8 protein-coding genes are annotated in these 16933 nt (G+C 55.1%); all 8 read right to left on the bottom strand.

From position 1 onward, the window contains the following. Positions 1–15 precede the first annotated feature (15 nt). Entirely contained in the window at positions 16–1656 is a 1641-nt protein-coding gene (locus H1B31_RS04150) for a glycosyltransferase family 2 protein (RefSeq protein ID WP_185981004.1), read from the bottom strand. A gap of 44 nt (positions 1657–1700) precedes the next feature. Further along, positions 1701–2579, bottom strand: coding sequence for a tetratricopeptide repeat protein (locus tag H1B31_RS04145; protein ID WP_185981003.1), 879 nt, complete (start codon positions 2577–2579; stop codon positions 1701–1703). Then, positions 2566–4032, bottom strand: a complete 1467-nt coding sequence (locus tag H1B31_RS04140) for an O-linked N-acetylglucosamine transferase, SPINDLY family protein (protein ID WP_185981225.1) — start codon at positions 4030–4032, stop codon at positions 2566–2568. Before H1B31_RS04140 ends, H1B31_RS04145 begins: the two co-directional genes overlap by 14 nt. Continuing rightward, complete coding sequence (locus H1B31_RS04135; protein ID WP_185981002.1) at positions 4016–6736, bottom strand: O-linked N-acetylglucosamine transferase, SPINDLY family protein; 2721 nt, start codon at positions 6734–6736, stop codon at positions 4016–4018. The genes H1B31_RS04140 and H1B31_RS04135 overlap by 17 nt, the downstream gene beginning before the upstream one ends. Continuing rightward, the gene (locus H1B31_RS04130) at positions 6733–9972 is read right to left on the bottom strand and encodes an O-linked N-acetylglucosamine transferase, SPINDLY family protein (protein ID WP_185981001.1); all 3240 of its coding nucleotides are present in this window, start codon (positions 9970–9972) and stop codon (positions 6733–6735) included. Before H1B31_RS04130 ends, H1B31_RS04135 begins: the two co-directional genes overlap by 4 nt. Next, positions 9969–11447: a tetratricopeptide repeat-containing glycosyltransferase family 2 protein gene (locus H1B31_RS04125; RefSeq protein WP_185981000.1), complete on the bottom strand. Its 1479-nt coding sequence runs from the start codon at positions 11445–11447 to the stop codon at positions 9969–9971. Before H1B31_RS04125 ends, H1B31_RS04130 begins: the two co-directional genes overlap by 4 nt. Further along, a complete protein-coding gene (locus H1B31_RS04120; protein ID WP_185980999.1) occupies positions 11444–15376 on the bottom strand; it encodes a glycosyltransferase in 3933 nt (1310 codons plus the stop codon). Before H1B31_RS04120 ends, H1B31_RS04125 begins: the two co-directional genes overlap by 4 nt. A 125-nt stretch (positions 15377–15501) precedes the next feature. Continuing rightward, positions 15502–16830 (bottom strand): flagellin N-terminal helical domain-containing protein, encoded by a 1329-nt coding sequence (locus tag H1B31_RS04115; protein WP_185980998.1) that lies wholly within the window; start codon positions 16828–16830, stop codon positions 15502–15504. Between the last annotated feature and the right edge of the window lie 103 nt (positions 16831–16933).

The following is a 16933-nucleotide window of genomic DNA, read 5'->3' as shown; positions in this document are numbered from 1 at the left end:
ATGAACACCGCTTCCTTATTTCAGCACAGACCTATAGCAATTCAAAAATGCTTGACGCAAGGAAGGGTCTACCATTTGTGAAACGGGTTCAAGGCGTGAACACATCTCCTTTATTCCTTGCTCACACATATGATATCCTTCCTCTGTCAAGAAAACGCTGCCCCTATATTCATCCATCAAGCTCTTCCACTCAATGACGCCCGAAATGTAATTCTCCGGTTTTTGCCCCTCCTGATGTGTATGACGTCTCAGAAGGCCTAATGCACGGGCGAATATCACACAATCTCCTTGAAGAAGAAAATGAAGCCACATGGCAACATCTGCAAGAGCATCATAGCCACATGCTACAACTGTTTCCACAATAGGGACATGATCTTCATTTTTGTAGAGGACAATAGATGGCTCTCCAATAAAATTAGAATGCTCAATCAACAGTTTTTTTCCAATATCCGCGCCGTGGAACACTTCATAAGCGCCATACAGCGGCATCGGAGCATTCCATTGTCCCATAAACTTCCCTTCTGCATCAATCACTCCCCGCTGTGATGTAACAAGGGTCACATTGGGATATCGCAAAAAAGCATCCACCATCAAGGTGAGCCGATCCGGGAGAAGGATATCATCATCCATCAACCATTGTATAAAATCTCCTTGTGCAAGCGGGTGAAACATCTTATGATGTTCTTTTCTCGGCGATACAGGAGCACGCACATAGCGTATGCGATGATCTGCCAAGTACTCCTGTACCAGCTGCTGCGTACGATCGTCTGTCCCAAAATCGCCGACAATGATCTCAATATTGGGGTAGGTTTGTGCCAGCGCACTTTCGAGAGCCTCACGAAAGTATTCCGGACGATTATAGGTCATGATGAATATGCTGACGAGAGGTGCACGCAGGAGGACACTGCGGCAGGTTGCATGAATGAGTGCCGGATTCTGCTGCCAGTCGATCGCCATCAGAGCTTTATGCCAAAGAGATTCCGGCAGACCGATATCAAGCCCCCATTTGTTCAGTAAAATAGGGCGGGCATATGCGCGCCGCATATCATAAATACGGTAAAGGTCTGCAGCGATGTGTCGAAGATAAACAGGGACACGCATGAGCCTATATCCCATACACTTCAGGCGAAAGGAGAGGTCAATATCCTCTCCCCCAGACTCCGGGAAATCCGCACAAAATCCGCCAACACGGTCGAATGCCTCCGTCCGTACAAGAAGCGCAAAGTTTTCTAAGAACAGGCTATCCGTCGGTTCCGGCGCGGACTGCGCTAGCTCTGTAGAGGGCGTGATTCCGTCTGCTTCGAGGCGCTCGGCATTGATATACTGCCATTCAAAAACCGTCCGATTGCTGAAGGAACCAACTGCACCAATGTCAGCACTCCGATCAATCATGTCCAGCAACATACGCAGTCCTTCTGCATGGAGAAGAATGCCCTCCCGCACAAAGAGGACACGGCTACCCGAAGCAAATGCACGCCCGTAATTATTGAGCTGCGCAAGGCTGTTGGTCTCAACAGGACATATCTGAATATCATCTATATGCCGCAGCGCTTCCTCTGCCTTTGAGAGATATGCTGTCGGAGTCACAACAATCAGCTCTGCATCCTCGCCGCAGTCCATATAGGCAGAGATCACAGCCTCTGCCGAAGCACGCAAATAGTCCGCGCCCTCTGTAATCGCTAGGATAATACTGGTCGTAATCATGACTTTAAAGAATGCAGGAGCATAAAGTCCGTCTGACGCATCTTTGCCGCAACTTGAAGTGCTTTCTCCTGTTCTCCCATATCGTGGAGAAGCAACGCCATATTTCGGAGCGTCACATCACAGCCCGAGTCGAGATGCAGCGCCGCCATAAGGAAGTTCTTTGCACTCGCATAGTCATCCGCGACATATGCGGCACCCGCAAAGGCGTTGAGTGCCTCCACCTTTTCCACGGGGCGGATTTCCTTCGCAAGGATCTCCTCTGCCTTTTTCTCAGCATCCACGGTCGGGGATGCTGCTTGTGCAGGCTGTACTGCGGCGGGTGCAGAAGGAGTCATTGCCCTGACAGGAGCCTCACCGAGTCCCAAGAGGGCGGCCAGATGCGGATATTCCGTACGTATCTTCTCCAGAGCAAGGCGCGCATCCAGCCCCGCAAGCCGTTTGATCTCGTCACGCTGCTCATTGGAAAGAGCATTTCCATGTATACGCAGGATAGCATCATAGAGCTTTAGCGCATCATCGGGGCGTTTCTCACGCTGGCAAATACGGCCCAAGAGAATACGCACTTCTACATTACTTGCATCCTTCGAGAGCGTCGTGGTCACCCAGCTCGCCGCGCGTGTATAGTCACCGAGTTCGAAGTAGGCGCGCGCCACATCCCCAAAGCACTCCTCTGGCGGATTTCCCTGCTCCAACATGTCCGCAAAGGCGTTGATTACCCCCGCATACTCCTTTTTCTCCATATGTTTACGAATCTGCTCGACCGTTGCTATTTTCTTCTCTGCCATCGTCATCGTCCCTTTCGCATTACGTTTTTCTTCCCGCCGCGCACGCTTTCTGCGCGTGCGCTCTGCACGGCTTTGCTTACGCTTCTTCATTGAGGTATCGCTCCCATATCATCTCATATGTCGCCTCCACAGCACGGACATAACGTGCACCATCCATCAGGGGGGACGCCCGCATCATTCTGGGAATCGCCGTGTGCAGAGCCGCAAGCAGCTCCGCGTCATTTGCCAGCCCGACGGCACGCTCCACATACGCCACGGAGCTCTCTGCTACAAGTTCGCCCAATCCCACATTTTTCAGCAGGCTCACGGCAAAGCGCGCCCCATGACGCGTCCCCGCCATTGTCACGACAGGAAGTCCCATGAAGAGCGCCTCGCAGGTTGTCCCTCCCCCCTGATAGGGATAGGTGTCGAGGATGATGTCCACGTCCAGATAATCGCGGAGATAATCCTTCGAACCGGGGCGCAGTTCCAAACGCGCAAGATCGATCCCCGCATATTCTGCACGCTGCCGCATGCGATTCAGTGTCTCCTCGCGCGGATGGACATTCTTTAAGAGAAGCCGCGCCGTCGGCACCGCGCGCAAGATCTCGGCCCAGAGAGCAAGCATCTCGTCCGTGATCTTCGCAAAATTGTTAAAGCTTCCAAATACAGGCGGATCATGCGGCATGCGGTGTAGGTTCTCGTATGCGCGAAAGCGCTCGGAGGGGGTAAAGCACAGATGCGTCTCGGGCAGCCGCAGAATCCGCTCCGTGAACAGCGCGTCCATCTCCGGCGGATCAACAATTGCATCACCGAGAAAGTAGTCCATCGCAGAGAGCCCCGTCGTATTGAAGTAGCCGATTCCAGAGATCTGCACAGGCGCAGGCTTATATGCCGCAATCTGCAGTGTTGCCCCGCCTGCCGAATGCCCGGCAAGATCAAAGAGAATATCCACCTGATCGGCATAGATATGCTCAACCGATTTTTGGGGGCTGAATTTCGAGAGGTCGACATAGCGATCCGCCATCCCTGCGACCCAGTCTGTCACCTCACTCTGCAGATCTCCTATGTCGTAGAGATAAACCTCGAAACGATCTCGATCATAGTCTGCAAAGAGCTGGATTGCAAAGTTCAGCACAATGTGATCTGTGAGATTTGGCGAGAGGTAACCGACCCTGATGCGTTTTCGCCGTCTCTTCCCATGTGAAAACTGAGTCAGCGTCCCCATCATTTCTGCATATGAGGAATGTGCTGCCCGCATTTCCTCATTCGTCACACCTTCGATATAGTGAAGGTACATGAGATAGTTGCTGAGTGCCGCCAGACGTGCACCATGATCTGTGCGCGGCAGTTCCCACGCAAGCTTCAGATGCGGGAGTGCAGCCTTCAAATCGGCAAACAAGAAGAGTATCTGCCCCATAAGCTCATGCAGTTCCCAGCGTCGCTCCATAGGGAATAAATCTTCTTGCTCCATTTTCTGCAAACGATGCAGTGCTGCCTCCATTCGCCCTGCCTTTGCATCCCGCTTCACACACTCAAATTCGCGTTCAAATGGATTCTGCATGCGCTTGCCACTGTGCCCAGATTGCACGATAACATCCCTCCATCTCACGAATATAGCCCTCCTGGTCCATGACAGGCGATGCCTTCATACGAGGGCGCAGCTCCCTGTGCAGGGCATCTAAAAGATCCAGATTGCCTGCAAGAGCCACTGCTGTTTCGATATAGTCTTCCATACGTTCAGAGGCAAGTTCGGCAAGCCCCATATTGGCAAGGATACTATAGCTAAAACGCGTGCTGTGGCGCTCCGTATAATAAGAAATAACAGGAACGCCCATATAGAGCGCATCGCAGGTCGTCCCGCCACCGGGCCAAGGAAATGTGTCAAGCGCAATATCCACATCGAGATAGCGCATCATATAGTCCTTTGTCCCAGGCTCGAAGGTTACACGACTCATATCGAAGCCCATTTCCTTTAGCCGCTTATATGCCGTCATTGCAACGCCGGGCTGCTGGTAGGCAGAATTTTTCAGCAGCAGGCGGGAATTCGGTATACGTTCCATGATCTGACGCCACGCCACAAGCATATCATCTCGTATTTTGCGGTACTGATTGAATGAGGCAAACAGAATATACTCCCGATGACGTGCGGGTGCCCCATCTGAGGCGGGCAGATGCGTATAACCATTATAGCAGAATTGACTTGTCAGGCGCAGTAATTTTTCAACATAGACCTGCTCGCTGCCCCCCCCTTCCGGATCACAGTAATGATCGGTCACAAAATAATCCACGGCAGGCAGCCCCGTCGTCGCCATATAGCCAAGCCCTGACAGCTGGATGGGCGCGGGCTTCCACGCAAGCGCAGCGAGCCCCGACTCTGCCGTATGCCCCGCAAGATCAAAGAGGATATCGATCTCATCCCGATAGATCTTTCCCGCAATTTTCGCCATATCCATATTGCAGTCCGAGAGATCACGCCAGCATGTCACAAGCGTCTGAAAGAATTGCGAAAATTGATCCGGCTCCCCCAAACTATAGACATAGACCTCAAAAGAGTCCTGATCAAAGCCCGCAAGAAATGGCCAGACAAAGTACTGCATAACATGATATCGAAAATCCCCAGAGATATATCCAATTCGGATCTTTTCCTTTTTACGTCGCCCCATGTGAGAATACGGCTGCACATCGGAAAAGAGTTCCCCATAATGAAGGCTTCTTTGGTAGACCTCTGCAGCAGGTAGATCCACTGCGTTCAAATGAAAGAGACTGGCACCATAATAAAAGCGGTGCATTTCTGTCTTCTCAGCTTGCATCGCGTAAAGCCTCGTGTACGTCGAAGCAGCTTCTCCCCCCTGCACAAGCCCCGCATAGATCATGCAGGCCTTTAAAAGTGCAGCCCGAATCTCCGGCACAGCGGGAAGCCCCTCCTCAATGAGCCGCAGCCCATAACGTGCGCGTTCATAGATCTCCTGCCCTGTCCCAGGCGGGCTCTTGCTGATGACGGACAGATAGAGCCGTGCCGCTTCACGATCCCGCGCAAGTCCGGTTGCTGCCAGAGCCCACCGTCCGGCATGGCTTCCCTGCCCTAGAAAATAATATGCCCACGCAAGACTCATGCGCAGCTCCGCTTCCAGCTGATTCATGCCGTCCAGTGCATGAGCCGCAAAGAGAACCGTCTCCCAGTCCTCGCGGGAGGCAGCATCCAAGAGAGTCTTTGTAATCTCAGCGCCCTGCTCCTGATTCATCTGTGCAAAAACACGAGAATAGGCACGCTCCACGGAAAACATGACAGCGCCTCCGTCAAAGAGATCCAAAAGCCGCCAATGCAGGCATTCGTGGAACTCTGAGAGGCGTGACTGATCGGACAGAAGTCTGCCAATTTCTGCAACAAGCTCCGCCCCATTGTATGCAGGTATGAGCTCCAGCTTCTCCAGCAACATCCGAGCACGATGACCACATACAGAAGCTTCTGTTGTTAGAAGGGGGACTCCATGGTCAGCCGCTCGACAAACATCGACGAGATCAACATCCACACCGACTACAAGATCGAGTACTTCGTAGGACAGTTCATCCACGAGCTCGAGCACAGCATCCTCTGAACCTGCCTCTGCAATCCGAGCAAAATCCTCCTCCGATAAGCCCTCTGCAACGCGTGCAGGCAAGATCAGGCGAACGACATGCTCACCTTGTAAGAGCTTTACGACAAGCGACACAAACCGTTCCGCCTCATCCCGCTTCAGCTCACCGACAACACCAATGCTCGGAACTCCCGTATCAAGCAGGGGTGGGCGGTAGGTATAGTGCTGCACCCGCTCAAACGGTGTATAACAATGGGAGAAGATTTTCTCCCCCTCGACAGATGGAAGTCTTTCTGCAAGCTCCTTGGGGCAGTCTGCAGCAAGTGAAACAATATATGGAGCGGGACGTAGCTGCATGATCGAACGGATGTGATCATCGGGCATGCGCAGCGAGAGATCGACGAGCAGATCGATTTTATCCCGTTGGATTTCCTCTGCCGCCTCCTGCGGGCTATGATGGCCAATCTCCCGCAGTGCCGCATTCTTGGCGAAGGATGCTGTATCCCCTTCCACACCCGTATGATAGGCATAAATGTCAAAGCGCGCGCGATCATACCAGAAAAAAAATGCGGGAAGGAGATCGCGCGTGCGCCCCGTACCAAAGTCCGAGGAGAGATAGCCGAGTCGGATCTTGTGCGAAGACTGAGGCACCCCTGTCGTACGTGCTTGCTTTTTCTTCTTTTTCTTCATGACCTCTCCCCTTCGTGCCAATCCTTCAGCGCGTTCACATACGCGCGCTCCAATGCGCGCATATAGCCTTCTTGATCCATAATTGCAGAGCCTTCCATGTGCGCACGCAAGCCAACATGCAGCTGATCCAATCTGTCGAGATCCCCCGCAAGAGTGACGGCGCACGCCACATAGTCCGCAGAGGACTGCACCGCCAGCACCTCCAGCCCCACATGCGTCAGCAGCGCATAGGAGAAGCGGGTACTGCGTCGCTCCCCGTACAGCGTCACAACGGGCACGCCCATGTAGAGTGCATCACAGGTCGTGCCGCCGCCCGGCCATGGGTACGTATCAAGTGCAATGTCCACATCGAGATAGCGCTCCATATAGTCCGTCGTTGCAGGCTCCAGAATCACGCGCGTGAGGTCGAATCCGAGCCGCTCCAATCGCATGCGTGCCGCCTCCACCATTGCAGGCGCAAAGAAGATCTGAGATTTCAGCAGCAGCTCCGACGTCGGCATACGCTCCATGATCTCGTGCCAGAGAAGCAGCATCTCATCCGTAAATTTGCGGTACTGGTTGAATACGCCAAAGAGGATATGCCCCCGCTGTCTTGCAGGCGTTCCCGTTGGAGCAGGAAGCCCTGCACGCGGCACGTAGACGAACTGGCTCGGCAGACGGATGAGCTTCTCCGTAAAGTAGCGCTCGCTTACACCGCCAACGGGATCGCAAAATCCATCTGTCAGGAAATAGTCAACGGTCTCAAGCCCGGAGGTCGCTGTATAGCCAAGCCCCATCATCTGCACAGGCGCAGGCCGACGCGCGAGCACGGGAAGCGCTCCGCCCGACGCATGACCCGCCAAGTCAACGAGTACATCAATCTCATCCGCATGAATCCGCGCGGCAATTTTCTCAGGCGAATCCTCTGCCAGATCACGCCACACAGTGACATGGGGACGCAGTGCCGCCGTCACCTCATCCGGGTTCTCTGCCGTACTGTACACATAGACCTCGAAGTGCGCGTGGTCATACGCCGTCAGCAGCGACTGCACGAAATGCTGCAGGACATTGCGGCGAAAATCAGGTGAGATATAGCCAACACGAATCTTCGCATGGCGATAGGGGGTATCATATGTATAACGCGGCGTTTCTTTGAAAAGCACACCATAGGAACAATGCGCGCGGAAGAGTTCGTCCGCGTCCACATCCTGCGCATTCTGTGCGAGCAGGAACGAGCTGTAGAGCCCCATATCGGACGGCTCCTCATCATAGGCACATTTGTAGTATTCCGCTGCCCGCACATCGCCCACGCGATAGGCAACGGCGGCGCGCAGCCGCATGAACTCATGACGGAGATCCGTGCGCCCCGTCGCCAGATACTCCTCTGCAAGTTTCATCGCACGCGGCAGATCGCCCTGTCGCTCTATCGCATACGCATGAAGATAGGAGAGCATGTCATCCTGTATGCCTGCAGCAAAAGCATGCCCTGTACACGCCTGTGCCTCGGCGTAGCGCTCTCCCTCAAGGGCTCTAAAAATACGGTTCTTCAGCGCCTTGACATCCATACTCATACTATCGTCACGAATGGAGGAGGACTTTAACAGCGACGCACGCTCTGCATACGCTGCCCAAACCTGCTCATACGCCGCTCCTACGGCACTACCGTAGGCTGCCGCATCCATGACAGGAGAGGTCTCCATCATCCCGCGCAGCCCTGCGTGCAGTGCGTCGAGCAGCTCCGTATCGCGTGCCAAAGAAACAGCGCGGTCAATATACTCCTCTGTTGTCTGCGCGATCAGTGCCCCCGCGCCAATATTCTCGACAAGGGATGCACCAAAGCGGCTGCCGAGGCTCTCCCCCCTCATCGTCACCACAGGCACACCCATGTAGAGCGCATCACAGGTCGTTCCGCCGCCCGGATAGGGGAAGGGATCCAGCGCAATATCCACGCGATTGTAGGCTGCGAGATAATCCCGTGACGCCCCTTCCGTATCGACGCATGCGAGCGGAATGCCTGACGTCTCAATGCGCTGGAATGCCTCCGTGCGTGCATCGGCATAGGAAAAGACATCCGCCTTGAGGAGCAGACGGCTCCCCTCCACACGGCGCAGAATCTCCGCCCAGACGCGCAGCACCGCATCATTCAGCTTCGTGAAGTTGTTGAAGCTGCCGAAAATGATGCTGCGTCCCGCCGCAGGTGCATGCATGGACATAGGTGGCGTGTGCAGCGGCTGCCAGCAGAAATGCGTTTGAGGAAGGACGAGCAGTTCCTCCACGAAGCCCTTTTCTGCATCCCCCGCCGCAAGAGTCGGATCGGCAAGGAAATAATCCACAGTCGAGAGTCCTGTTGAGGCAAAATATCCAATGCCCGAAATCTGCACGGGCGCAGGACGATATGCGAGAATCGGCAGTGTCCTGCCCGCCGTATGACCCGCGAGATCGACGAGGATGTCGATCTTATCGCGGCAGATGACCTGCGCCGCCTCCTCTGCCGAATGGCGCGCGAGATTGCGGAAGTGTTCAACAGATGCCTTTACCTTTTCCGTATAGGCATCCTCCGCATTCAGCGCATAGACGGTCACCTCGAAACGCGCGGGATCGAGTGCCGTCATCAGCGCATACGAAAAGGAGAGCACAACGTGCTCCCTCACATCAGGGGAAAGATAGCCAATCCGTAGCCGCGTGCCTCGCCTATGTGCCGTGTGGTCGAATTGCCGCACCGTCGCAAAGAGTGCGCCGTATTCCGACGCTGCCCCCCTGTCCTCTTCCAGTGTCGCAGGAAGATAGTGCCTGTTAAAGAGCACATTGCTCGCATTGAGCGCCTTGAGCGCAAGGTCGGAGGCGGCATCGCGCGCCCGCTCATAACAGCTCACCGCCTCCGCGGCGCGGCCAAGGAAGCGCGCACACTGCCCCGCGAGATTATATACCTTCTCCGCGATCTCCGCAGACATGGACGCATCGATCAGCGGCTCGAGCACCTCCAGCGACGCGCATCGTGCGCCCTCCAAGAGATATATGCGCGCGCGCAGAAAGTCCGTATAGGGATCATGGGGTGCATGTTTTGCGCGCTCATGCCACGCCGCAAGAGCCGCGTCAGCACGCCCCGCCTCAATGTGAAGTGCCGTGAGAAGTCCGGCTGCCTCTGCAGGGGCGTGCCGCTGCAATTTCTTGATGCCCTTCCGCGCCGCCCGCTCATCTCCGTATGCAAGCGCTGCATAGATGCGCTCGCGCAGAGCCTCGAGTTGATCCATTGTCATTTCATCCCTCTTGCAAGCCGACCGATACGCCGCAGCATGCGCGCGGCCTCGGGTGCTGCAGAATTTTCCCTACAGGAGTCCGGCAGGAGAAGTGTAAGCGCGCCCTGCTGCTGAGTCGAAAATCCTGCCCCACAGGCCGCAGCTACCGCTGCCGTGCGCTCCATATCCTCCACAAGCATTGCCGCTGCAGAGCCCACATCCCCCGCGAGCAAAAAACGCCGTCGTTCGGAGAAGTGGACATTTGCACGGTGGTCATAGTAAAGAGCCGCGAGACGAAACGAGGTTCCTCCCAATACGGCAGCGAGGAGCTGAGCATCGACATTCTTATCATAGATCCCGTTCAGTACCTCAATCACCGTCGCATCATCCGCCCCTGTACGCTCGAGCAAGCGGATGAATGTGCCAAGCAGCGGCGCGAAGTGAGGATTCATACGCACGGCTCGTTCATGCAGCAGCAACGCCTCCTCCATATGACCACGCAGAGCAGCGGCCTCGCCGAGCCGCACATATGCGGTCGGTGCAAGAACGCCGGAAAAATCCCCTTCGCGATAGAAGTCCTCATGCAGGCGGATTCCCTCTGCATATGCCGCACAGGCCGTTGTAAAATATGCCTGATCCCACGCATAGGTTCCGTAGATCAGAGGGAAATCTGCCTTTTCAGGCAGGGCTTCCCTTGCAACATCATAGGCTGCCGTGATCTCCGCATCTGCCGCTTTCATCAGAATCAGCGACTGAAGAAGGACAGCGTGCGGGCGATCCTCCGAGCCCACGGGGCGATGTTCACTATCCAGTGCTAGCCGTGCGTAGTGCGCGGCCTGCGGATAATCCTCCAACGTATAATAGCAGTCCATCAGATGATATTCATCGAGCTTTTTATGCGCACCGCGCGCGCGCCGTGCGAGCAGCAGCCCCAAATCGCGTTTGGATTTCTGCTTGATGATACGCGGCGAATATCCCGTATGATAGAGCGTCAGCCCCGGCGCCATCATCATCTCGCGCCCCATATCGCCGCTGAGATTCTCCACATGTTCGTGAATGCTCCCCACAAAGCGGATATGCGGTGCACGACGAAAGATACGCTGAACCTCGGCGGATGTCCCCATGAGAGCACCCGTATCCATATCAATATTGACAAGATGTACGATGAATCCGTCCATCGTATCTTTTTTATCGTATTCCTCAATCAGCGGCCGCACGCGCGGTCCACTTTCTTCGGTAAAATACTCATCCGCATCGGTAAAGACCACCCAGTCCCCCGTCGCCTGATCGAGCGCAAAATTCTTCGCTGCAGCGAAGTCATTGATCCAGTCAAAACGAAAGACCTGAGCCCCACCCATGCGTGCAATCTCCACCGTTGCATCCGTCGATCCCGTATCGACCACGATCATCTCATCGGCAAAGACACGCATGGATCTGAGCCAGCGCGGCAGATTCTCCGCCTCGTTCTTCGTGATGACACACGCCGAGATCTTCATTGTATCAGCTCCATCAATTCCTTCGATTGCCGGTGCATGGGATCGAGCACAAGTACACGTGCCAGATGCTTTTCCGCCTCTGCGCGCAGACCGAGCTGCAGCGAGGCAAAAGCCATCCCATAGATGCTGTCCGCTGTTTCTCCCTCCTGCGCAGTAAGAAGCGCCCATCCTATGAGCGCCCCCTCCCAGCGCTCTGCTCTGACGAAGCCTTCCGCGGCGGAGCGCAGACACGCTACGTCATAGTCTGCAGATATGCGCAGGAAACGCTCACTCTGCACAGAATCTGCATGGTGGATAAATGCCTCCCTCACGAGGTCATAGCCCTCCCTGCTTTCAGGTAGCGCCACCGCATCCGGTTCATCGTAATGCCGCCAAAATGTCCGCATGGACTGAGGCAGGAGCTCACGCAGGCGATGATAGAGCTGCGGACCCTCCGCATTCCGATCACGCTCCAAGCGCAGCAAGATCTCTGGCATTTCACGCACATATTCAGCCAACGAACCGACAACCTGGTTGCCCAGCTCCTCCGGCGCAAGGGTGCGTGCCGTTTCATAGACTGCGGGACTGAGGGCAGTGCGCCCCGTCCTGCGGGAGAATTCCGCACGCGCCGCCGCCGCAAGCGCAAGCCAGCCGTAGCTGTCCGCAAAGCGCATGAGATAGGCGCACGTTTCCTGATCTTCGCCGAGCATTTCGTGCAGAGAGCCCAGAAGTTTCGCCGCATCCTCAGAGGCGTGCAACTCCACATAGACATCCAGAGCCTCTTCACGCGCCGTATCAAACGCAAGCGCACGCGATACTCCCTCCTCTGCCGCAGCATTATCCCCCATCTCCATCAGGAGGCGCGCACGCGCAGCAGATACGGCACCCGCCCATGCAGGAAATTCAGAAGCCTCCCCGCTCTCATCCGCAGGACGTTCATATCGTTCGAGTGCACGTGTCAGCTCAGGCAGCGCAGCCCCATCCCCGCGCGCCGCAAGTAGAAGACCCAAGCGCCCATAAAAATCGGGCAGCTGTGGGAATGTGCGGCATGCCTCCCTTGCCGTCTCAATCTGTTCCGCAAGCGGAACATGTTCCTTTTCCATTGCATCCAAGAGGAGATGATGGAGATGACTCTGTGCGCCGATGGAGGTCACATCCTCCTCCAGGGCGGCACGCGCGTATATGAGCGCCGCCGCATACTGTCCAAGTCCGTAATAGGTATCGGCAAGATAGCGGCAGTCACCGGGCTGAAGCCCCGCCTCTGCAATCCTCCACTCCATCAGAGCAAGGTTCCGCTCGTGCTTGGCACGGATTCGTCCCGACGAGTATCCCACATGGCGGATGGAGAGCGCCACGGGTTCATGATAGAGTGCCGGCTTCCCACCTTCTTTTCGCAGTACTTCATGTACGCGCCCTTCATAGAAGAGCCCGCGCCCCATGCGCAGGAGGCGGACATGCGGCGCACGCCCCGTTACGCGCTCATTCGCATCCTCATCCACATGCACGATCGGCAGGAGCACGGCATCCACATGGGGCAGAATAACATCCACCATTGCAAGATAGGCACGCAATTCCGATGGGTCAAAGAAGGACTCATCCGCATCCAATACGGCTGCCCAATCTCCGCTCACCGCATTGATAGCAGCATTCCGCGCAGCTGCAAAATCATCCTGCCACGCAAAATCAATGACCTTCGCTCCTGCCTTTTCAGCAAGCGCGCGCGTCCCATCCTGCGATCCCGTATCGATGACAATGCGTTCATCCGCATAGACAGCCGTATTTGCAAGCCATGTTTCCATATCTCGTGCATCGTCGCGCACAAATACTGCAACCGAAATACGCAGCACCTTTGCTCTTGCTGCAATATGATGCCAGATGCCAACCCGTCGCCGTAGCTCCGCACACATCTCCGCCGTAAAGAGCGAACGATCCGTCCCTGTCTCTGGTGGATTTGCTGCAAGAGCAGTCTCCGCCGCCACGAACGCCTCCTCGTAGCGGTGAAATGCCGCCAGAGCCTCGGCATATTCCGCGTGCATCTCGGGAAGTTCCGGGAACTCTTTGGCGCCCCGCTCCGCAACGGCAAGATATTTTTCTCTACGCGCGGGCTGCCCCCCATAGATCCGCAGAAGAATGCGCCAACAGCTGCTCGCATAGACGACAGAGCGGCGCCCGAGTGCGATATCGCGAAGAGCATAGCGCTCCGCCATCCGTTCATCATCCAGATTGTCATACGTCTCTGCAAGATAGCGCCAGCAGCGCTCCGGATGCTCTGTATGCTTCACTTCTTGGAGGAGGAGTCGCAGATTGCGCTCCCCCTTTTCACGTGTCAAGACGGCAGAATAGCCTGTGTGCACAAGTGTCAGCATCTCCGACGGAATGATACGGGAAGGCGGAGCTGTCCCGTCCGCATCCCGCAGTTCCTCATGAACCCTCCCGACATAGTGCCGCCCCTCTCGACTGTGAAAGATGCGCGGCGCATAGGAGTCAAGCAGGACTTCCCCTGTCGCTTCATCAATATTATGCCATGGTACAAGAAGAACCTCTCCATCTTCAGCATGAGCCTGTTCTATCAAGGCGCGCAAATGTGTGCGAGTCTCTGCGGAGAAGTATTCATCCGCATCGATAAAGACAATCCAATCTCCCGTGGCATGGGAAAGTGCCGCATTGCGCGCAGCCGCAAAGTCATCTGCCCACGGGATATGATATACAGTCGCGCCAAAAGACTCTGCTACATGCATAGAATCATCAGAGGAGCCCGTATCAACGACGATCAGCTCATCGACTTCATCACATAGACTCTCAATGGACTTTGTCAGATGAACAGCATCATTGCGCACAATATAGCATGCCGTAATGCGAAGCTTCTGCTTCTCCTCGCCAACTGCAGCCACTTCCATATACGACTTCTCCTTCTCCAACCAAACACTCACCTTTTCCGGCTCTTCCAAATGCTTATAAATCTGCGCAATTCGATCTGCCACATGGGCTGCAGCAGCCTGATTAAAGAATGATGAATCATGGATTGCGGAAAAATCATGGTCGTAATGCTGCAAGGCTTTCTCAAAACTATCTGCAGCGTCCTCATAGCGCGCAAGCCCGCATAGAATCATCCCTCGCTGCGCATAAAAATCCGGCAGATTGGGAAACTTTGCAAGAGCCTCCTCTGCCAGTATTAGCATCTCCTCATCCGAGTAATGCAGAGCCCGCATGGACTCAATCATCTGATGATAGACCTTGCTCTCTTCCCCAATGAAGACGACATCTTCCTGCAGAGCCGCCTTGGAAAACTCCAGGGTTTTCGCATAGTCTTTCAGACCGAAGTAACAATCCGCCAAGTAAAAGGCATGCATTGCCTTCCATCCATGAAGCGCAGCATCCCGTTCAAGCATGGCAATATTGCGGCGAATCTTCTCCTCTCCCCGCTCCGTAAGATAGCCTGTATGTCCGGCAGCAAGGCGCTCATCTCCATAGACAAGTATGCGCTCCGCCCCATCATTGCGTATGACTTGCTCGTGAATCATCCCCTCGTAGTGCAACCCCGGCATACGCAGGATCCGCGGGCTCCACAGATACATGGCATCTGCGAAAGAGTTCTCTGTCATGAAATTACAGAGTGATATCATAATGATATCAAAGGTCGGATTCTCACGTACGGCAGCTTCAATTCCATCGCGCAAGTCTTCCGGATGGAAGAAATATTCATCGGCATCCAAAAAGCTGACCAAATCCCCCGTACATTGTTCGAGTGCATAATTGCGTACCAGAGCAAAGTCATTCTGCCAGGGGAAATCATAGATGCGTGCACAAAATTCATCAGCAGCATGCACAACCGCCAAGTTCCCACATGTCGAAACAACAATAATTTCATCAGCCGCCTGTCGAACAGAGGCAAGGGAACGGCGCAGTTCATCTGCTTCGTCCTTTACAATATAGCAGGCGGAGATCTTCATAGCGCACATCCTTTCATCTCTGTTCAAAGAATTATTATACGCGATATAAGTAAAATTAGCAAAGAAAAAGAACCCCTCCCCGAAGGGAGAGGTTCCTGTCATCCGTAAGTATGCGCCGAAGCGAATTACTGGAGGAGCGAGAGGACAGCCGAGCTGTTCTGGTTGGCCTGTGCGAGCATGGACTGCGCAGCCTGGAGCAGCACGTTGTTCTTCGTGTAGTTCGTCATCTCCTTCGCCATATCCGCATCGCGAATCGTGGATTCGGAGTTCTGAACGTTCTCGGACGCCGTCGTGAGGTTCGAGCTCGTGTAGTTGAGGCGGGTCTGGACAGCGCCGATGTTCGCCTGCTCATCAAGAGCCTTCTGGAGAGCCGTCTCGAGCGTGTTGATCGCAGCATTTGCCTTGTCCTGCGTCTGAACACTGAGAACAGAACCGTCCGTGCCCTTGAGGCCGAGTGCGAGCGAACGCATATCCGTCATGCTGACCTTGATCGCCTGGTTCGCCTTCGTGCCCGTCTGGAGAACGAGAGCATTGTCCTCGGACTTGTTCTCTGCACGAACGCGCTCGTTGAACGCATCGAGAGCGGTGTTCGCCGTCTTGCGGATTGCGCCCGTGTTGTCCGTGATCGAGATCGTGAACGAGGAGATCTGGAAGGTCGTACCCGTGCCCTTTGCCTCAATCGAGAGAGCGGACTTGTTGTCAGCCGTGTAGACGCTGTTGTTTGCCTTGTCGTAGCCAATCAGCGCTTCCTCACGCGTCGTGCCCATGAGATCCGTGCCAGCGAACGACTCCGTTCCGTTGTAAGCACTCTTCCCAAGAACATCAGAAAGCTTGGTGCCGGAGCCAACCGAGAAAGTCGTTGTGTAGGTGCGACCCTGACGGACATAGGAAACCGTGACGTTATCCGTCGACTGGATGTTGAGGCTCTCGTTCGTGCGGCTCTCAAGAGACGTCAGCGCAGAGCTCCACTTCGAAGCCGTGCTCAGCGCACCGTTCGAAAGAATCGTGCAGGTCGCCGCGCCCTTGCTGTTACGGGAGCCATCGACGAGATACTTGCCATTGTACGTTGCAAGCGCGTTGTCGTCGATCTGATCAACCATCTGGTTGATCTCCTTCTGGATCGTGCGGCGATCCTCATCCGTGTTCGTGTCGTTCGCTGCGTTGATCGCCTTTTCCTTCAGGGTCTTGAGAATCTCGACCGTGCTGGAAACAGCGCCCTCAGCGGTACGCATCATGCTGTTGCCGTTCTGTGCGTTCTGGTTGTCCTGATCGAGCGAACGGATCTGGACGCGCATACGCTCGGAGATGGCATAGCCGGAAGCGTCATCGCCAGCGGTGTTGATCTTCATGCCCGAGGAGACCTTCTGAAGGCTCTTCGCGAGTGCCGACTGATTCTTGTTCAGGATGTTGAGCGTGTTGACCGCCGACATGTTGTTCTTAACTACCATTGCCATGTGTAAATTCCTCCCTGGTGTTTCCGGACGTGCCGGAATGTTGAATGTATGTGCGGACATCCGTGCCCGCTGTATAATAGGCAAGTGACGCGTCTATCCTGTG

Source organism: Selenomonas timonae (assembly GCF_014250475.1).
GTDB classification, from domain to species: domain Bacteria; phylum Bacillota; class Negativicutes; order Selenomonadales; family Selenomonadaceae; genus Centipeda; species Centipeda timonae.
This window is presented reverse-complemented; position numbering and strand designations above follow the sequence as displayed.

Bases quoted from the DNA above. Each gene is read 5' to 3' on its own strand.
- H1B31_RS04115 (WP_185980998.1), bottom strand. From the start codon at position 16,830: ATGGCAATGGTAGTTAAGAACAACATGTCGGCGGTCAACACGCTCAAC.
- H1B31_RS04140 (WP_185981225.1), bottom strand. From the start codon at position 4,032: ATGCAGAATCCATTTGAACGCGAATTTGAGTGTGTGAAGCGGGATGCA.
- H1B31_RS04130 (WP_185981001.1), bottom strand. From the start codon at position 9,972: ATGACAATGGATCAACTCGAGGCTCTGCGCGAGCGCATCTATGCAGCG.
- H1B31_RS04120 (WP_185980999.1), bottom strand. From the start codon at position 15,376: ATGAAGATCTCCGCCTGCTATATTGTAAAGGACGAAGCAGATGAACTG.
- H1B31_RS04125 (WP_185981000.1), bottom strand. From the start codon at position 11,447: ATGAAGATCTCGGCGTGTGTCATCACGAAGAACGAGGCGGAGAATCTG.
- H1B31_RS04145 (WP_185981003.1), bottom strand. From the start codon at position 2,579: ATGAAGAAGCGTAAGCAAAGCCGTGCAGAGCGCACGCGCAGAAAGCGT.
- H1B31_RS04135 (WP_185981002.1), bottom strand. From the start codon at position 6,736: ATGAAGAAAAAGAAGAAAAAGCAAGCACGTACGACAGGGGTGCCTCAG.